At 58.2% G+C, this 18,649-nt stretch carries 10 protein-coding genes; 5 read left to right on the forward strand and 5 right to left on the reverse strand.

Annotated features, from left to right (window positions below):
- Positions 1-227: 227 nt before the first annotated feature.
- From KF841_05995 to KF841_06015, 5 genes are all read right to left on the reverse strand, one after another.
- A complete protein-coding gene (locus tag KF841_05995; protein MBX3394900.1) occupies positions 228-1,343 on the reverse strand; it encodes a hypothetical protein in 1,116 nt (371 codons plus the stop codon).
- A gap of 140 nt (positions 1,344-1,483) precedes the next feature.
- A complete protein-coding gene (locus tag KF841_06000) occupies positions 1,484-3,460 on the reverse strand; it encodes a tetratricopeptide repeat protein (protein ID MBX3394901.1) in 1,977 nt (658 codons plus the stop codon).
- A 100-nt stretch (positions 3,461-3,560) separates the two neighbouring features.
- A complete protein-coding gene (locus tag KF841_06005) occupies positions 3,561-3,749 on the reverse strand; it encodes a hypothetical protein (protein MBX3394902.1) in 189 nt (62 codons plus the stop codon).
- A gap of 90 nt (positions 3,750-3,839) precedes the next feature.
- Complete coding sequence (locus tag KF841_06010; protein MBX3394903.1) at positions 3,840-4,058, reverse strand: hypothetical protein; 219 nt, start codon at positions 4,056-4,058, stop codon at positions 3,840-3,842.
- 359 nt (positions 4,059-4,417) lie between these two features.
- Positions 4,418-8,980 (reverse strand): hypothetical protein, encoded by a 4,563-nt coding sequence (locus KF841_06015; GenBank protein MBX3394904.1) that lies wholly within the window; start codon positions 8,978-8,980, stop codon positions 4,418-4,420.
- 359 nt (positions 8,981-9,339) lie between these two features.
- Here KF841_06015 and KF841_06020 point away from each other — a divergent pair, with 359 nt between their 5' ends.
- From KF841_06020 to KF841_06040, 5 genes are all read left to right on the forward strand, one after another.
- Positions 9,340-10,527, forward strand: a complete 1,188-nt coding sequence (locus KF841_06020; protein ID MBX3394905.1) for a hypothetical protein — start codon at positions 9,340-9,342, stop codon at positions 10,525-10,527.
- 81 nt (positions 10,528-10,608) lie between these two features.
- On the forward strand, positions 10,609-11,292 hold the full coding sequence (locus KF841_06025; protein MBX3394906.1) for a hypothetical protein: 684 nt from the start codon (positions 10,609-10,611) through the stop codon (positions 11,290-11,292).
- An 85-nt stretch (positions 11,293-11,377) separates the two neighbouring features.
- Positions 11,378-12,754, forward strand: coding sequence for a type VI secretion system baseplate subunit TssK (gene tssK, locus KF841_06030; GenBank protein MBX3394907.1), 1,377 nt, complete (start codon positions 11,378-11,380; stop codon positions 12,752-12,754).
- Between the two features lie 70 nt (positions 12,755-12,824).
- Entirely contained in the window at positions 12,825-13,634 is an 810-nt protein-coding gene (locus KF841_06035) for a DotU family type IV/VI secretion system protein (GenBank protein MBX3394908.1), read from the forward strand.
- Between the two features lie 110 nt (positions 13,635-13,744).
- Complete coding sequence (locus KF841_06040) at positions 13,745-18,607, forward strand: hypothetical protein (GenBank protein MBX3394909.1); 4,863 nt, start codon at positions 13,745-13,747, stop codon at positions 18,605-18,607.
- The last annotated feature ends 42 nt before the right edge of the window (positions 18,608-18,649 follow it).

Below are 18,649 nucleotides of genomic sequence, written 5' to 3' on the forward strand. Positions count from 1 at the left end.
CTTATGGCATTATACTCCGTACGAGTGCATTACAAGCGATGTGCGGGAACTTAACTCCGCAGAGTTCTCGCCGTACGTCCGGATAAAATCGCGCACTCCAATCGGGTGGTGGAAGTGACCGTCAGAATTGAAACGGACTTATTGATTCTAACGCATGAACATGTCACACCGGCGCGTTGAGAATTCGCAACACGGACGATGTCAGAATGTGAATGGCGCGATGCGAATCATCGCTTGGCCTTCTGTGCGCCGAGACCGCCCGGGCCGATGAAGCGGAAGCCGGAGACAAAGCCGGGCAACGCCAATCGGCTCGGACCGTTGAAGCCGAGTCCGCGACTTTGAGTCTGCGTTAACAGATTTCTGGCCTGGGCATTGTTCTGATTGACAGCCGTCACGCCTCCAACACTGATCGCGCCAGGAGACAGCGAAGGAACTTCGTTCGCGCCCTGCACGTTCGGAGTCTGAGGCGATCCGCTGCGGTTGGTGGTGTTGCGCACGGCATTCTGTGCCGCGGCGATGTTCTGCCGAATTTCCGCCCGAACTTCACTGCCTTCGGGCAGAGGTTCGATATTCGAAGGCTGCGCGTATTGGTCCCACTGAACGACGGTATCGAGCAGATCCGATTGCACCTTGATGCGCGCATCGCGAGCCGATTTCACCGAAAGTTCCGACGAAACCGCGACGAATTCAAACCCGTTCTCCGATCCCCATGTTCCCATGTCGGCTTCAGTGGAATCAGTCGCATCGACAATCAGTCGCTTCTCCGTCGCAAGTTCGCGATCGACATCTCCGATGCGCACTTTCATCGAGCCCGCGCGTGCGGACGATGCATCAAACCCCACTTCGATTCGGCCATCAGCGTTCTTGAAAAATGTTTCTCCCTCACCCAGCGCAGCTTCCACAGTCAGACCCGAGGGCAAAGACGACCTGATGAAGACCAGTTGGTCGGCCTGCGGATGAAAGGCTGAACTCATCATGCGACCGCTGTTGAGACTTAGCGTGAGTCGATCCGGCTGCCAGTCCACTGAGACTTCGGCGGGACCAAGCACGATGACCGCGCCACCGCCGCTCCCGGCATCGGCTCCGCAATACATCATCACCTGGCGCCCGGCATTGATCTTCAACAGCCCGAAGTCGATGGCCTCGCCGATCGCGACAGGCTGTTCGGGGCCTTCCCCCTGAAGCGAACCGACCGAGCCATTGGACACGGCCGTCACAGTCGGTCCACGAACCTCAGCCAGCGCGGCACCGGAAACGCAGAGAGCCACGCACATCGACACCGCGATGTTGACCACGCGTGGAAGAACTCGATACGCATTGATCGCGAAAAAGATGCTTTTCATAGCCGATTCCTCGATGCGTGCGGGCCATGCGGCGCGGAAAATCGCAGTCCTGAAACCGCCTTCTACATTATACCCGGCCGCCAGGCCGTTCGCTGCTCGGATTCGAAGGACCAGCGGCAACCGCTCGAATTTCGGCTGCGCTAAAAGCTGATAAGCAGTTCGAGACCGTAGATCTGACGGTTGAACGAATAGACATCCTGGCTGAGCCGGTCCCAGATGCTGGAGTCCTGATATTGCAGCTCGATGCTCCCTCGCAATTTGACGCTGAGCGACTCCATGGTTGTAACTTCGCCGCGATCCTTGAGTGTATAGGTCAGACCGAAGATGTAGCGTTGAATGAAGTCGCTGCGTTCGAATCCGCGGTAGTCGAAAAGACTCGGACGGGTGTATTCGTCCCACGTGTATTCCGCGGCAAAATCGAACGAGAGTCGGCGGGGCAATGGAATCTCGATGCCGCCGTAGACCGTATTGCCCCACAAATCAAATTCATCGCCCTGGGTTCGTTCGTTGCGGTAGGTGTAGCCGAATCGAAATGTCATCCAGCGTTCAAAATCGCGAAAGTCGCGGGGGCCGTTTCCGCGATCGGCGTAGTACTGTCGCCAGATGTTCTTCGCCTGCATGAGATTAAACGTCTGTCGGAAGCCGACCGAGTGATAGTTACCGTCGCGATCGAGTCGCGGGTCGAAGATGCGATCGAGATAGTCCCGATCGTCATAGGTATAAAAGAAGTCCGTCCGTCCCAGTTCGGAATTGGCATCGTTCGATGACATTCCGGGGCGGCGCCACGTTTTCGACACAACCGGCGTGATGCGATTACTCGAGATGAACGGTTCCTGCCCCAGTTTGGTATAGGAGTAGTCGTACTGCATGCCTACAAACAGGTCCGCGACCGGTTCCCAGTTCACATAGGCGCGACCGCCGTAAATATTCAGATCGAATTCTTTGACGTGGGGTTGCCAGAAATGCGACGTGGAGCCGCCCACGCCGATGAAAAGGCTCTCGCCGATGATGTTATCGCGTTTTTTCGTCAGGAACCGACTGACGTCCACGCCCGTCTGCAATCCAAAGCGATAATCCTCTTCATGCGGAATCCCTCTGGGGAGGAGAGTGTCCTGGCCCAACAGGATGACATTCGTATCGTAGTAGTTTCCGACGGTGACAAATCCCTCAATCTGAAGTGGTCCGATGGGGGAATCCAGCGTCATTGGCGCCGGCGAACTCTGCATCACGTCGTCGATTTTCCTGATCAACTGCTCGGAAAATTCGATGATCTTTGTCTTCGGACCGGCCGCGCCGCGATCAACGACGTTCTGAAGGAGGCCCCGAGCTTCGGAGTTGCTTTGTGCGAAAATCGCCAGGAGTCCGCGATAGTAGATGATCTTGGTTTCGAAATCGGCGTATTCCGCCTGAGAAAACGTGCCGTCAGCGAGATCCCGGTTTGCAAGGATCATGGCCCGTTCAAATGCGGCTTCAGCGCGACGGTGGTCACGGCTTTTGTTCTGTCCGCTCAGCCTCCTTTGCTGGCTCGACAACCGGTAGTAGGCAACGCCAAGGAAAAAATGACCGATTCGATCATCTCGGCCGATCTCCTGATCGACATAACTTTGCAGGGTCTGGGCGGCACGGAGCGAAATGGCCATGCCCTCATCGGTAAGTTCCTGAGAACCGAGTTGCGCGATTCCGAGATCCAGATACGCCTCAAATGGGAATGCCGCCGGATCGGCGATTTCGACAACCTTGCGCAACCGGACCTGCGCGGACTCAAACAACTTTCTCGCTTCATCGGGATTGCCTGTTGTCGACAAGCCGAGCTTCAGAAAGATCAGGCCGAGATAATATTGTCCGGCTGTGTTGTTCGGGTCGGTCGCGACGAGACCTTCGAGAATCCTGCGAGCTTCATCGAGGCTGCCTGCGCGATACGCTGCGATGCCGGCGTTGAGCTGAACCAGTTTTGCTGAATCGGTGAGCGGTTCGGGCTGCGGTGATGATTGCTCGGCCGAGGGCGGTTCTTCGCCGTCGGGCTGTTGTGCGTGGGCGGAAACCGTCCCGCTGAGTAGCACCAACAATCCTGCAACCATCATCCGTGTGGGAGCGGGAAGGAATCGCCGGGCAATCATACTTGATCTTCTCTCATCTAGTCGAGATGGACTGCGACATGCCTATGGCACCGCACGAGCGACCACGAAAAGCGGCACGGCAATCGTCCGGCAGAGCCGATCATGCCGCACTGAACGGACTGGTCGCCTGAATCAGGATCAGCAAAAACTGGCCGACCAGATCCGCGGTCAGCCGGGCAAATTCCGTGCGAACGAAATCCGTGCCCTGGACGCGACTGACGCATCCGGTCATCGGCAGGATCAGCGTTGCCGCGGCGAGCGACCAAACCATGCACCTTCGAATACTCATATCTGACACTCCATGGCGTTTTGCTGATCGCTGTCACCCAAAGCAACGCGATCGCACGGCCCAGTCTGAATCATTTGAAACTGATACAAATCAGGCCGCAGTCAGGCGAACCAGGAAATTATCCAGAAGGAAAAAGAGCGTGTCTGAAACAAAGGTCACGAACGTCTGGGTCGCGACACCCGCGGTTGCCTGGAGCAGCGCTCCGAGCTGGCCTGAATCGACCGCGCAGGGTCCCGCTTGCGCGATGCAAGCTCCGATTGCGAAGAAACCAGCCAATCGCCGGAGCGATCTCAGCTTACGAGGTGACATCCGGATACTCCCAAATTCAAATGCGATTCCCGAACTTCGTACTTGACGCCCGTAACCCATTAAACATATTCGATAGTGAAAATATTACCAGTCGACCCGATTCTCCCGTTTCGAAGCGGCCCGGCGCACCCGCGCCGGCTTCTCGTGCTGACACCGTGAGTCCGCGGTCATGGAACCCCGGCTCCCGGCGCATTCAGGCGGGGGCCTGCCGTCGAACTTGCAGCCGCAATATCTTGCCAGTCAGCAGCATAGCTGCACTACATGCAGTGGCCATTATATTTATCGGACCAATCTCGTCAATTACTTCAGCCTCCCGGAAATGAGCTTGCTCACTGTCCCGGATGCCGCGCCCCATGACTTTACGATCCTGGGTAGAGTACCTTCACCGTGCGCAAACCGACCAGGTCATCCCCGAACGTGCGTCCCTGAGTGACGAGCGGGCTGCGCAGCCAGTCGAGTCTGGCTTCGAGATCGGTTCCTGTAGGCGCCGGAGGCAGATTGTACTTCGCGTTCAGTGAACAGCCGCCGGTGACCCATCGGGGATCGATCGAATCCAGATCGCCTTCCGCCCTGGGGGCGAAGTCCCGGGTCCATTCGTAGAGGCCGTCGTAGAGCCCGACGCAATGAGGGTTGGTCTGGAGCTTCAAGGCGCCGAGCTTCCATTGTTGGAGAGTCGGAATGGCGACACCGGCATTTGAGGCCGCCGATTCGGCATCGGCAAATGAGTTAAATGGTTTGCCTGCCGCCGGGGCGGCGCCCGCATCATTCCACTCCACGGCGTCGACGTACATGATCAGCCAGTCCGCCGTGCCTGCTTCCACTCCCACTCTGGTCCAGAGCGGGTCATCTGGGGGAAGCGTGACGAGGAGCATTCGCCGGCCATTTGACTCGACTTCGTTTGGATAGGCTGACTGCTGGTCGATGCCCGCTTCGGCGACTTCTTCGAAATTGGGAGGTTTCACGGTCTCCCATGTGCCGGGGACACGGATCGTGAGCGGATTCATGTCGCGGAATTCCGCGCCTGCGCGAAGCTGTTCCATGGCGGCAGTCAGTGGCTCCAGCGCTGCCCGTGCCAAGTTGAGCTTGCCGGCGCTGCTGAGGCGGCGTACACGTGTATCGCCTTCTGCGACGAGGGCGTTCGCGAGAGCGAGTTGCTCCTCCGACGACGACAACAACGTCCATGTCGGCGTCGCCTCATGGGAGGCAGACGCTTCCGTGTATCTGAAGGTACAGCGAACCTGGAGGGGGGGCAGGTTGCCCAGAGGAATTTTCGCCATTCGGGTTGATTCGTCTGCCGAGCTTAAATCCCACGGATCCGGCCCGAACTCTGGTCGCACCATGAGTTCATTTCGACGGCCGGAGCCGACGACACTCTGGATCAATTGCGCCAACGGGGCATGTTCCGTGCCCATGACCTCGGTGATTGAATATTCCGAGTTTGGTTGCGGGGGATCACGACTCACCTGCCTGGTTACGACTTCCTCGAGCGGCGCCAGCACTTCTGCGTATCCCTTCGCTGCGAGCGTTTCGAATTGGGGAGAGAGATCCTTCAGGAGTGCTTCAGCACCCGAGCGATCTCCCTCCTTATCAATTGCCTGAATCCGCCGCATTGTCAGGCCGCGCAGCCAGCCGCCAATTTCCGCGCGCGGCAGGGGGGCGAGCAACTTCCAAGTGGGCGGTCCCCAGGATTTACCCGATTCGTCGTATCGAATCGCGCATTGAACGCGAATTGAAGAATTCCCGATCGCGATGCGCAGGGAATTTGTCATCTCCCCGTTCGGGCTTTCCACCCAGTCGGACTCGAAAGCGGCCGGGGAATCACTGATTGCCTGGTTGTTGATGCGATTGAGGACCGTGGTAACGACTGCGGCGAATTCTGGATCAGCTTCCGTCAGTATACCGGCTGGAGAAACAGTCATTGCCGGCGGGCTCGGCCGATCGACGGCCTGCGTGTTTGAATTTGAATTCGGCTCAGTCCGGGGCGGTGACGTGTTCGGAGTCCCGCGCATCATCATGGAAACAACGGCGATCAATCCGACAGCCGCGGCCGCCCCGATGCCGATCATCGCCTTGCGTCTGGATTTTCCAGCCCTGGCTTCCGCTTCGGGCTTTGCCGTCTCGGCGCCGCCGATCGCTTTCGCATCTTTTTTCCCTGCGGAGGGCGCGGGCGGCGTCGGCACTTCGCTTGGCCTTCCCGGGGCGAAGTCGTAGGCAAACGTCGCGGGGTTCCACCGGCCGACAAGTTCCTGATCGGGCTGCCCCTTCGTGCGAATTTCGAGGCCGACTTCCGGCGTCGGTGACTTGATCCGCTTGGGTGAGAAGGTGATTTTGGGTTTGGCACCGTCTTTCGAGGCTTGGGCGGTGTGGGATTCGATCGCCTTGTCCCGGCTGGCGTTCTGTTCCCCGACAATGATCTCATCGAACGCGTGATGAACCTTGCTCCATTGACCGAACACGTCGACGCGACCTGATGAGGATATTTCGCCGTTTACCTCGTGGATCGGAAACAGACGGCCGTCAGTCGGATGGTTCACAGCAAGCTTCGCCGTGAAGTTCGCCGTCGGAGAAAGCGGGTTTGTTGCGAGCGACGGCGCGTCTATCTCGACTGAGAGCAGCGGGGCATACGGTGCGAAGGCGGGGGCATCCTGCACCCAGTTTGATTGGACTGCCTTGCTCGCGGCTTCAATCGCGCGACCGGACAGTGCCATGCCAAGGTCAGCCGTATCGGCGGCATACCATGTCAGGCGATGGGCATCCCATGCGAGCTTCAGCGCGATGGGGTTCTTGTCCTGGGGCGCGATTCGAAGCGATGCGGTGGCTTGCCTGGCTATCTTTTTAAGTTCAACCGAGATCGCGGCTTCCGGGAAGAGACCTTTCTTCAGGCGTTGGGCGACATCGGTCGGCCCTGCCGCCTGATGTTTCAGCAAGGCCGCGCCAAGTCCTTCGGTGACGGCTTTATTGACAGCGCCGTTGGGATCGCGGATGGTCCGATTCTTATCAGACAGGTCATATCCGAACGGGACCCTCAACTCCTCGCCGTCGCGCTGCCCCGCACTTTTTGGGAATGCGACGACGATGACGGCCTTTCCGCGATCCATCGACTCGTCGAGTTCCATCTGATCGCCGTCGACGGAGACGTGGAGAATGTCGGGCTCGATCAGGTCCTTGAAAGCTGCTTCAACACTTTCACGAACAAATGCTCGAGCGGCACGCTCGATGTTCTCCGTTCGGAGTTGGAGCTTGAGCGCGGCATCGTTGCCGATCGACTCCGCGCATTGATCCAGCAGCCGATCGGATTCCTGGAGAAGACCGGTCGGCCAGTTGGACAGCTTTGGCCGCTCATGCAGAATCTCGATCGCGCGAGCATACTCCTTGCTCTCGAGCGCGAGCTTCGCCTCATCGATCCATTTGCGGGCGCGCTGGTGCTCGGCTCGGATTGCCGAGAGGTGTTTGTCCAACTCCGCTTGGAGGGCGGCAATCTGCTTTTGTGAATCCTTGGGCCAGAACTCGAGTGTCGGCTTCTGGCCCATTCGCTCGTCCGCGCCAAGCCAATCGCCTTGCTCCGCAAGCTGGGCAACTTCCGAAGTCCACGCCCTGGCTGCTGCATGATCGTCGATCGTCTTCAGTTCCCGGGTGAGCGTTTTCTCCAGCGGTGCGGCAGCCCGCGCGACTTCATCGGGCCAGTAAGTCAGTTTCGGCTTTGACTGAATCAGTGACCGCCCGTCTTCCCATCTGTTTGTCTGAACGACCGCGCTTATCTTTTCGAACCATGCTTCCGCGACTTTCTGATCGGCCGCGCGCTGCGCTTCGCGTTTCTCCTTCTCGCCAAATTCGCGCAGTTGTGACTCGATTTCGTCGATGCGCTTCGATATGGCGGCGGGCCACGCATTGAGGGTCGGCCGATCGGACAGCGCTTCCTCGAGTTCCAGCCAGTTTCGAGAAGCGACGAGGGGTTCGATTCCGGCGAGCCAATATTCCGCGTGCGCGGCATCCCGGGCCGATGCGATCGCACCGACGTCTTGCTTCGCCGCATAGAGCGGGGCCAACGATTCCGCCAGTTCGGCCGCGCGCGGGCGGTTGATTGGCTTGCGCTCGAGCATCCTGGTTAATCGCTCGGCGAATCGTCGAAGGTCGGCGTCGGTCGCGTTGGAGAGGTCGGCGCGTTGAATACCGAGGGGAACCGTCGACGCCATCATCCGAGAGACATCCAGGATGCGGTGGCCGTCGTCCAGTTCGCTGAGGAACGGGTGAATGCGTTGAGCCAGCAGCGCGATCAGATTGCCTGCCGCGATGATATCCGAGCCGGCCTCGAATGTTGCGATTGCGCGTTCACCCTGCTCCAAGGCGGCGGCGTACTTTTCGGGATCGACAAAGGCGCAGATTCGGTCGTCGCGTTCATACTCCGATTCGTCCAGCACCTCCCATCGGCCAGTCAGGATAACATCTGGTTCGGATGACTTGGCCGGTCCGACGGCGAGATTCAGGAATCGATCGACCCCCAATGAGTCGCAAAGAATTGGGGCGATCCGAAAATCGGCGACCTTCCAGATCCCGTCTTTGCTTCTGAGCAGGACTCCGGGGCACAGGCCGCCATGGACCGCGCCGGTCCCACCGGAGCCGTGAGCGATTCGCAGCGATTCAGCCAGGGCGAAAGCGGCCGCGAGGAGTTCGTCCAGGGCGAGTTCGTCCGCGTCTCGCCGGAAAAAGAACTTGAGATCGATGGGAGCCGCAGGTTCATGATCGAAGTAGTAACCGCGATCGTCCTGCCTGAGCGTTGAGAAGAGCCGTAGCCCGTGATGCGAAGAAGCGGCGATGTTGTTCTGAAAGTCGAGTGCGGCGCGAAGGCTGCGTTCGAGATCGGCGCGGACGGCATCCGTCAGGTCGGGCGGCGTGAGGATGACTCGTCGGTGGATTTTGGGCATTGTTTTTTCATGGCGGCGCCAACCGCTGCCGACCTTGCTTGTGGTTTTCTCGACCACAAGTATAATCGCGCTGCGGACTTCGGAATATGAATGAGTCGCCCGTCCGTCGAGAGTCGGATCGAAGTGAGCCCGAAAAAGGGAAGCACTTTTACCGGCGCGTTGTCGCTTTGGCCTTGCAAGATTCGGGCGATTCGGCCGTGGCGTCAAGACTTGAAGCTTGGTGATCTCTTCTCATCCGATGTTCGCAGGAGTATCGGGATTTTCAGAATCAATGCTCGGCGGATGCGGCGTTCGGGTGAGTGTTCCCGCTCGAGACGCTTGAGATCCGTTTGGATGGGCTGGGCGGAGTTTTCAATCACGTGAGCGACGTCGAATCCAATTTCGAGCATTCCTATTCCGGCCGGGTTTCCCCCGATCTGCTGGTTCGCCTTCAGTCCGAGTTGCTTCAGACGGACGAAGCGGACCGTTATCGTCTGTTTTCATCCATCCTCGCGACACTTGCTGACAAGCGAGCCGGGCAAGGCAACGGGCGTGAGGCTGCGGATGCGGGAACCGGTTTAGGAAAGAAGCTCCAATTGGCGACGGAGGAGATTGCGCTCCTCAAGGACGAGATTGCGACGCTGAAGGCCGATCTGGGTCTCGCGTCGAAGCAATTGGCCGAGGAGCAGAACCGCAATCAGGAATTTCGGAAGACAATCGAAGGCCATCGCCTGCGATTGGAAGAGTCGAGAAAGAAGGAGGCAGAGCTCGAGGCCGAGCTTGTTGCCAAGAACTCGGCATTGCACAAGGCGGAGACTGAATCGGAACGATTTCAGCTTCAGGCCCAGCGGATGGAACTTGCGACGCAGGACATGTCGCGAATTGACGCGCTGGAGGCAGAGAAACGGTCGCAACTGGCCCGGATCACCGATCTGGAGCGCACAATTGAACAGCTGCGAGCCGACAAAGACCGTGAGATTGATAACCTCAAGGGCAATTTGGCCATCACCTCAACGCAGACTGACCGTGGCGCGGACGAGATGCTTGCCGCGTTGTGGGATCGGCTGGGCCGTGCCAAGCCCCCGCTCGCCGAGGGGCATGTCAAGCCGACTCGGCAGGCAGCAGAGAAGCTGTTTGATGCGCTGATTGAACTGGCGTATTTCTCGAATGCGTTTGAGAACCAGATGCGACCGTTCCTTGATCGTTATACGAGACAGAACGAGCTGGTCGCCAAACCCTGGAAGGTATACCGTAGCTACGAGGACGTATTCGAGACGATCGTAAAGACTCTGGCGGTCGCCGGCGGGAAACCGGTCGGGGTGTTGAAAATGAGGCTGCGTGAGTTGAATAAGTGGACTATCGGCGCGCTGATGGGTGGCGATGCGGTGGTTGAATCGGTCGGGGCCGAGTTGAAGGGTTTCTTGCAGGGCCCTGCCGGAATGAGCGGAAATCCGAATTTGACGGTGAAAGACTTTCTTCGCAACGACGGCGACGAGATGTTCCGCGATCACATGCTGAAGTTCCGGAGCGAGAAGCTGTCCGAGGTTTTCAAGTTAACGTCGATGTAGCCGGAAGTCGGGCCGACGCATGGCACGATGATGAACCTCATCATCAACATCGAGAGCATCAGATTGACGAGGGAGCAAGCAATGAAACCAAAGTTTTGCCGTACTAGAGGCTGGCTTCAAGCGAGCGTGCTGTGCGTGGCGGCGTGCGCGACCACATGGGTCGGATGCGGGCGGGAACTGACCATCTATCGCGACGACGTGATCAACACGGATTTTGATCGAAACGGCGCGCCGATTGAAGTGGACATCGTCTCTGTTTTTCCGAGCGATTTTCGCAAGGTAAACGATGTGGACCTCGAGGAAATCAACACCGATCTGCTGCCGAGCAAGGGCATCAATTCGAAGATGTGGTTCGAGAGGAAGCCGACCCGCGAGTCGTACAGCAAAATGGATCCCAACCACTATTACATTCCGAGCAAGCGCATTTTCTCGTTCGCGGCCAATCGCGAAACCACTTTTGGGAATTACAAGGGCGGCCGGATTCAGGGCGCCAAATTCCGCGAGTCGGGCCGGACCGCGAAGGAGATTGTGGTGACGGGGATTCCAGTTGATGACATCTGGAACGACCGCTCCGTGATCTTCGTATTCTGCAAGTTTACCAATGCCAACGGCGAGATTCTGCCGACCGCGCCCGCCGAATTCCGGAAGCTGGGACGCTACAAGGAGGACCTTGCGATCCATATTCACGACAAATCGGTGGAGGCGCTGTCATCTGCGAAGCTCGACCGGAACTTTGAGGAAAAGCAGAACAAGAAGGCGGACTGAGGCGGCATCCCTGATTCATATCCATCGCAGTGACTGAAAAGGTCGACGCATGAACGCATGGACGGAAGTTCATTGGTCGGAGGGAATGTTTCTCCGACCGCATCACCTGCAATCCGGTCAACGCTATCTGGAGGCATTGATCCGGACGGCTCTGGATTCGTCTCGCCCATTCGCGTGGGGCTTCACTGAACTGCACGTTGCGAAAGAGCCGCTCGAGAACTTCACGCTGCGGCTTGATCGATCCACGATCCGACTCAAGGACGGCACCTGGGTGCGCATTCCGGACAACACCGAGGTCGATCCGCTCAACTTCAAAGAGCAGATTGAGCAGAATCGGGGCGTCGTCGATATCTTTTTCGGCGTTCCGACGATGCAGGAAGTCCGTGCCAACGCCGTTTCGCTGGAGAATCCTGAATCAACCACGGGTTCGCCTCGATACGAGCCGCATCCTGTCAGCCGCCGGGATGAAAACACCGGAGAGAATCCGCAGATTGTCTACACGCGGCGCATGCGCGGCCGCCTCTTCACGCAATTTGACGATATGACGGGCTACGAAGTCGTGCGTGTCGGCCGGGTGAAACGGACGGATCGGGCTGGCGCGCTGCCGGAGATGGACGACCTGGGCACCGGACCCCTGCTCGCATTACAGGCGGACGCGGGTTTGAGTGTGCTGGTCCGATCGCTATCGGATCAGATTGAAGCAAAGGACGAGGTCCTGGCACGAGAAGCGCGTGAACACCGGATGTTGTTTACGGATGGCGTTGCAGCCAATACCGAGCATCTGATCAAACTGCATGTGCTGAATGAAGTTCGAGGCGGGATGAAAGCGCTGCTCCAGTGCCCGGTGCTTCATCCGTTCGATGTGTTTACAACCTTCGCGAAGCTGGTCGGACATCTTTCCGTCTTTCACGAGGACCTCGTCCCGATCGACATTCCGAATTATGACCACGACCGCCCGGGCGATTCACTCGAGCGTCTGCGTGCGCGGATCGTCGTGTTGCTTGAAGCGATGCGGCCGGTCGCGTACATCGAAAGGCCGTTCGTTCTCAAGAAGGACGATACGGGCCGGGAAGGGCTCGAGGTGGAACTCGATCGCAAGTGGATCGACGAGAATCTGGAGATGTTCGTGGCGCTGATCGCGGACGATCTGGATATCAACGAGCTTTACGCGCATGTCTATCAGAAGCTGGACATGAAGCTTGCCTCGCCGTCGCGATCGCGGCGCATCCACAATATCGCGGTCAAGGGCCTCTCACTGCAGATCAAGTCGGTACCGGCGGGTTCACTTCCGCGTCGTCAGAATCTGCACTACTTCAAGGTGGACAAGACGATCGGTCCGGATCGCACGGATTATTGGAAGGAATGTGAGCAGGAGCGCGGCATTCGCATGAGCATTCGGGAGGGTCAGCTTGCCGGGATGACCCGATTCAAGCCGGCGCTCTATGTTGCATTGAAAAGCTAAAGGGTTTCGATACGACGGGGCGATCCATGGGTTCGCGCCGAAATCGCAGTGCAGACTTGGGAAATCCAACATGGCAGAACGTGAACCAGGCAAACACCGACTGACTGAAGCAGCGTGGCCGGTGTTCGAGTTTCTGATCAATTTTGGGCGACAGGTTAAGTACGGCAATGTTCCGACGCCTGAACAAGTGCGGTACGAAGCGTTGTCGGCGGTGCGGGACGCCGAGGACATCGCCCGTAACGATCCGGTCACGGAGCGCTGCTGGAACGATCGCATCAAGGCGATGCTCGTTTACCTGATCGACTACAAGCTTCTGAACACGAACTGGCGCGGGCAATCCTACTGGTTTGACAATCGATTCGAGACGGACCCGGAGGTTCTGAATCACGTCGAGTCTCTTGGCGGCGACAAGTTCTTCGAAGACTGTGACGAAATGCAGCGCGAATACGAACTGGCCGAGCGCCGTGATCGACGCGACAAGGATGAACTGGCCGAAATGCTGAATCTATATTTCGTAGCGCTTCGGCTCGGATTCAAGGGACGATTTCACGATCGACCGATGGAACTTGCCGATTATGTCCGCAAGCTTTATTCACGGCTGCCCGCCTATGCCACGACCCGCGCGAAGGAAATGTTTCCTGATGCGTATGAGAACGTGGCCGAGGAGCGCGTCGATTACAAGCTGGGCATGAGCCTCACCGTGATTGCTTCGATCCTGCTGGCGACGCTGATTTTTTCCGGCATTGGACTGCGCGTGGCATGGAAACAAGCAGTTGGTGACATCGCAACGGCTGCTGAGGGAGTGAGGAAGGGCGAATTTTTTGAGCAGACGGCATTGGCGGCCAGCGAGAAGAATCGTGAGGCGACGTCCGATCGGTGAGGTACGATCATCGGACGATGGATGGACGGTGCCTGCGTCGGATGCGATCGAGTTTCAGATTCCGATACGATGGCGACGTTCCGCCCACATTCCTGCTTTGAGGGAGCGGCATGTTTAAGAAAATCCTGACGGCATACAAGGAACTCCCGCCAGAACTCCGCATTGTTCTGGCGATGGCGGGACTGGCCTCGCCTTACGGCGCGTTCGAGTTGCTGCGCGCCATGTTTCCGGGCGTTTCGACGCGCGTCCTGATCTTCAGTGTTGCGGGCGTTCTGGCCGGCCTGGCGATAATTGGGTTCCTGGGCTCGAAGCTCTTCACGATGGGCAAGAAGCGCCGCGCCAACAAGCTCGCGAGCGATCTGTCGAGTCAGGAATCCGGCGGGCCGGTCTCGATGGATGTTCGAGCGGCCATCAAATCGAACAACGAGAAATTCTTCACCGCGATTCGCGAGATGAAGAAGAACCTGAACGTCAACGTATACGATCTTCCCTGGTACATCGTCATCGGCGATTCGGGTTGCGGCAAGACGAAACTGATCAATGAGGGCGGACTTACTTTTTCGACGGGCAAGCCTGAAGGCTATCAGCTTGGCACGCTGAACTACAACTGGTGGTTCACGGAAGACGCCATCTTCGTTGACATGGCGGGACGCCTCTGCAATCCGCAGGACGATGCGGACCATCGCGAGTGGCAGGCCTTTCTCGATACGATCGCGAAAGGCCGCAAGGGCTTTCCGATCAACGGCGCGCTGGTGTGCGTTTCGGCTGATCATCTCCTGCAGGACTCCCCGGAGAAGCACGAGCAGGATGCCAATACGGCGCTCGAGCGCCTGCGCGAACTTCAGACGCGCCTCGGCGTGACGTTTGCGACCTATCTGGTCGTCACCAAGTGCGACAAGATTCTCGGATTCATGCAGTTCTTTGACCGCGCCGAGCGCGACATCAGCTTTCGAAATCAGATCTTCGGCTGGTCAAAGCCGGGCGATTTCGCCACGCTGTATGATCCCGAGCAATTCATGGGCGATTTTGACGGGTTGTACACCCGCCTGAATGAACTTCGGATCCGGCGGCTGAACGACGACGTCGACGAGCATGAACTGGGCATGGCCTACAGCTTTCCGGAGGAATTCCGGGAGATCCGCGAGCCATTGCAAACCTACATGCGCACGCTCTTCCCGATGATCAAGCAGGCCCGCGTCGTCAAGAATCTGATTTTCCGCGGCGTGTATTTCACGACTGCGACTCAGCAGGGCTCCGTTATTCTCAAGCACCTGGCTGAACGACTTGGCAACGACGCGGCCCAGAACATTCCCACCCTGGAAGAACTCTATCCGAAGCCCCGCGCGCATTTCATCAAGGACCTGTTCTTCCGCAAGGTGTTTCGCGAATACGGGCTTGTCTTCCGAAACGAACAGGACGCCGCCAAACACCAAAAACTGGCCCGATTGTTGCGTGGCGCCACGGTCGCCGTGACGTTCATCGTCCTCGCGACGCTCATTTACGGCTTTACGCGATTCAACGGACTGATCGGCGATGCGCGCACCATGGTCATCGCCGCTCAGAATGACAAGGGCGAGGCATTGCCGCCGCCCGTCGTCGTGGCAACCAAAGCGGAGACGCAGGCGATTGATGCGTGCGTCAAACTCGGAAAGTACCGTCAATCGCTGATCGACAATCCGTGGGCGGCGAGACTCCTGTCGTTGTTCTGGGACAGCGGCCAGCCTCAACGCGACCTTCAGACCATACGCACCGGACTGTTTGAACAGGCGGTGCTGCGCCCCGCACTGGAGCGCGTCGAAAAAGCGCTCGTGTCGACGAAGCTCGGAGAATATGGCGACTCGAAGGAGCACCACGAGCGGGCCGAAAAGTTTCGCCGCGCGCTGGTTGTCTATCTGAAACTTCTGGCATATCGCGACCGCGAAGGCGAGCGCCCCACGCTCGAACAGCCGGACTTTGAGTCCCTTTTCTCGCTGGTCAAGGAAAAGGAGTCGGACAAGGGTGATGTCATCGGGCAGGTTTCATGGGGCGTCTTCATGTCCGAACTGGGGCAGTACATCACTCAATATCCCCGGGATGAGAATCTGAACCCGTCCGCGATCCTTCGCGGCCGCGGTTTTGATTCGTACGCGGCGGCGACGGCGGCGCTGGAGACCTATCGCCGATATCTCATGCCGCTTGCGACGCTCGATGAGAATCACCCGGACCGCACCGTTCAGAAGTGGATGCTGGTGAAAAAATCCTGCGCTGATATCGAGAGCGCTTATTCACAGATCCTGGCGCTCAGCGGGCGAGAGATCGGTGATCGCAATGATCTCGAAACACTCCGAGTCGAGTTCTCCAAGCAGCACGGCGTGCTCAAGGCAGCGTTCGAGAACTGCCGCTGGGAAGAGACCAAGGGCGAATTCCGCCAGCGTGGCGAACCGCTCAAGCCGCTGGGCGTCGCACTTTCCGAGATGCGCGACAAGGAGTGGATCGCGGTACAGAAGGCCTTTCATCAGGCCTTCACGGGACGGGATGTGTCAGGCGACCTGCTCAAGTCCGCCGGTGACGAAGCGGTCGAAGGTGACGTAACCGCGGCACGTTCGGTCGTCAATTCACCAGATCGAATCCGTGTGCTCGCGGCGATCGGTCGATTGGCCTCGCCGTCTGTCGGCATGGCGGATGATGATGAGTCGCTGGACAAAATCCTCAAGCGCGGACTATCTGATATTTCGCTGCTCAATACGAGCAATCTGAAGCCTGAGACGCCGTTCGCGGAGCTTGTCCGGGATGTCCCGTCTTTGTACGCCGCTATTCTCGCACCGATTCGCGCCGGCGGCGGAGCCGATGCGGAGAAGATGTTCGGCCTGGAACTGACCGAGGATGCGAACATCGTCCGCAGCCGGCTCGACGACATGAACGACACGCTCGAGAAGCTGGCCAAGCCGGACGATGGCGGCATGAAGCGTGAGATGTTCAAGGCGTGCGTCGACAACATCATTGATTCGGGCAACGCGGTCTTCGAGGTTCGCGAACAGCCGGTCGCGATTCAGTTACGCGGCGAACAGAAGGAGTTCTGGAAGCCGACTGAACTCACACAACTGCTGACCCGGCAGGCAGAATTGATTGCGCGGGCCCGTCTGACGGATGCCATTAAGCTCACTGTCGCCAGCCTGAAATCCTCGACGGATGGCGAATGGGGTATCGGCGAACTTGTTCCGGGCTATGAGAAGCCCGTGAAAAGCCCCTATGTGATCGCCGCTCCGCGTCCGCTGGAGAAATCGCCGTCGCGCGAAGCGGAATCGCGAAGGCCGGCGGATCGCCCCGCAAGTCGTCGCCGATTCGGCCGTGATTCCAGTGGCGAGCGTCCGGAGACTCCGATTGAAACGGCCGTGCCCACGGAAGACACAACGACGGATGCCATCCCGCTGTGTGCGACTCGCGGCTTTCTGGCGAACATTGTTTCGGAAATCAATGTGCTACGGCGCATGCTGACAGATCTGAGTCCGAATGACTACCTGCCAGATGGCGACGAGGACCTCGGAAAACGCTGCCGCGATGCAATCAATGAATCCGAGAAGAAATTCTTCGATACGTATTTCGCGAAATGGAAGAATTCCTACGACCAAGCCACGATGAAATTCACCCAGCAACTCAAGGTCCAGAAAGACTGGGGCTCTATTCAAACGGATATCAAGTCGTTTCGCCCGGGCGTGAAGAACGAACTTGAGGGGCTAATCGGCTGGCTGTTCGAGAATGTTGTTTGGCCCGAACACAAGCTGCGAATGACCAATGACGATTCCCATTTTCTGCGGGATGCGCGAAATCGTTCATGGAAGGATGCTCAGTTCATCGCCGCCATGACTGACGCAGCCGACCGCAACTCGGAGAAACCCTGGTCGGAACTATCAGGCACTCTCGGCCGGGGCTGGGATGCCTTCGCGGCATCGGTTGGTGAGTACCCACCACTGCCTGACGACTACACAAACGAGCTTCTGCAACCGGTCAAATCGCTCAGTTGGCGGATCGCTGAAGATACGATTCAACGCAAGCTGGATGACCTGAAATTCATGCGCGATCTACTAGGCATCGTGGATGGCTGTCGCAATGCGATGGACCGCGAGGTTCACGCCAAGCTCATGGCAATTCAGGACGGCAGCGGTTTCGGCATGGCGACCCTTCCTTATGCCGGGCCGGATTTCACGGCCAAGCCCATCGATGCGGGCAAATTCTCGCTGTTTTTGCGAGCGGTACGTGTTGCGTCGGTTTCTCTGGAGCCGCTGGATCGCGAACTTCCGACCTACAACACGCGAAATTCGTTTTATTTCGCCTGTCGGCAGTGGGAACAGTTTTTGAAGTCTGGCGAGCGGACGGCATTTGGCGAACCGCTTGGCGTGTCAATCAAATACGATCCGAATTTCAAGTCCAACGCTCACCTGAATCGACGCTGGATCGATGCGAGCGACCTGACCGAATGGAAGAACAGCAAGCCGGATACCAATCCTCCGAACATGTTTGACGTCGCTCAGTTCATGATCGGACTGAGCCCGGATGCGGAGGGCGGTGGAGAGATCGTGGCCGTCTCGGTGGAGACAGGCGGTGCGGGCACCAAGGCGAAATGGACGTGGCCGACGAGTTCCGTGGCCTACTCCACCGCTCGGATCCAGCTGCATTCGAGCGGTCAGCGCAGCAACGTGAATGTCAAGGACCTGTCGTCCGCCGACCTCGGAAAGGTCGACCGGATGCTCTTCTCCGCGATGCTTGAGCAGATCGGGAAGCCCGAAGACACGGATCGGACGGAATGGAGCATCTGCCTGGGCTGGGACCTGCTGCGCATGTACGAGAAGCGGTCGGACTCGCTGTCTGCCAATGCGATTCGCACGCTGCGTCCGGAAGATCGAATCGTCGGAACGATGTTTATCCTGAAACTGGATCGCCCGTTGCCTTTACCGATCCAGTGCCTTCGTCCGATTTCACCCGGTTCGGGTCGTTAGGGTCGAAGGATCGGATGCCGAAATGTTGTGTTTGTATCATGG

It is taken from the genome of Phycisphaerae bacterium (genome assembly GCA_019636475.1).
GTDB lineage: Bacteria > Planctomycetota > Phycisphaerae > UBA1845 > UTPLA1 > JADJRI01.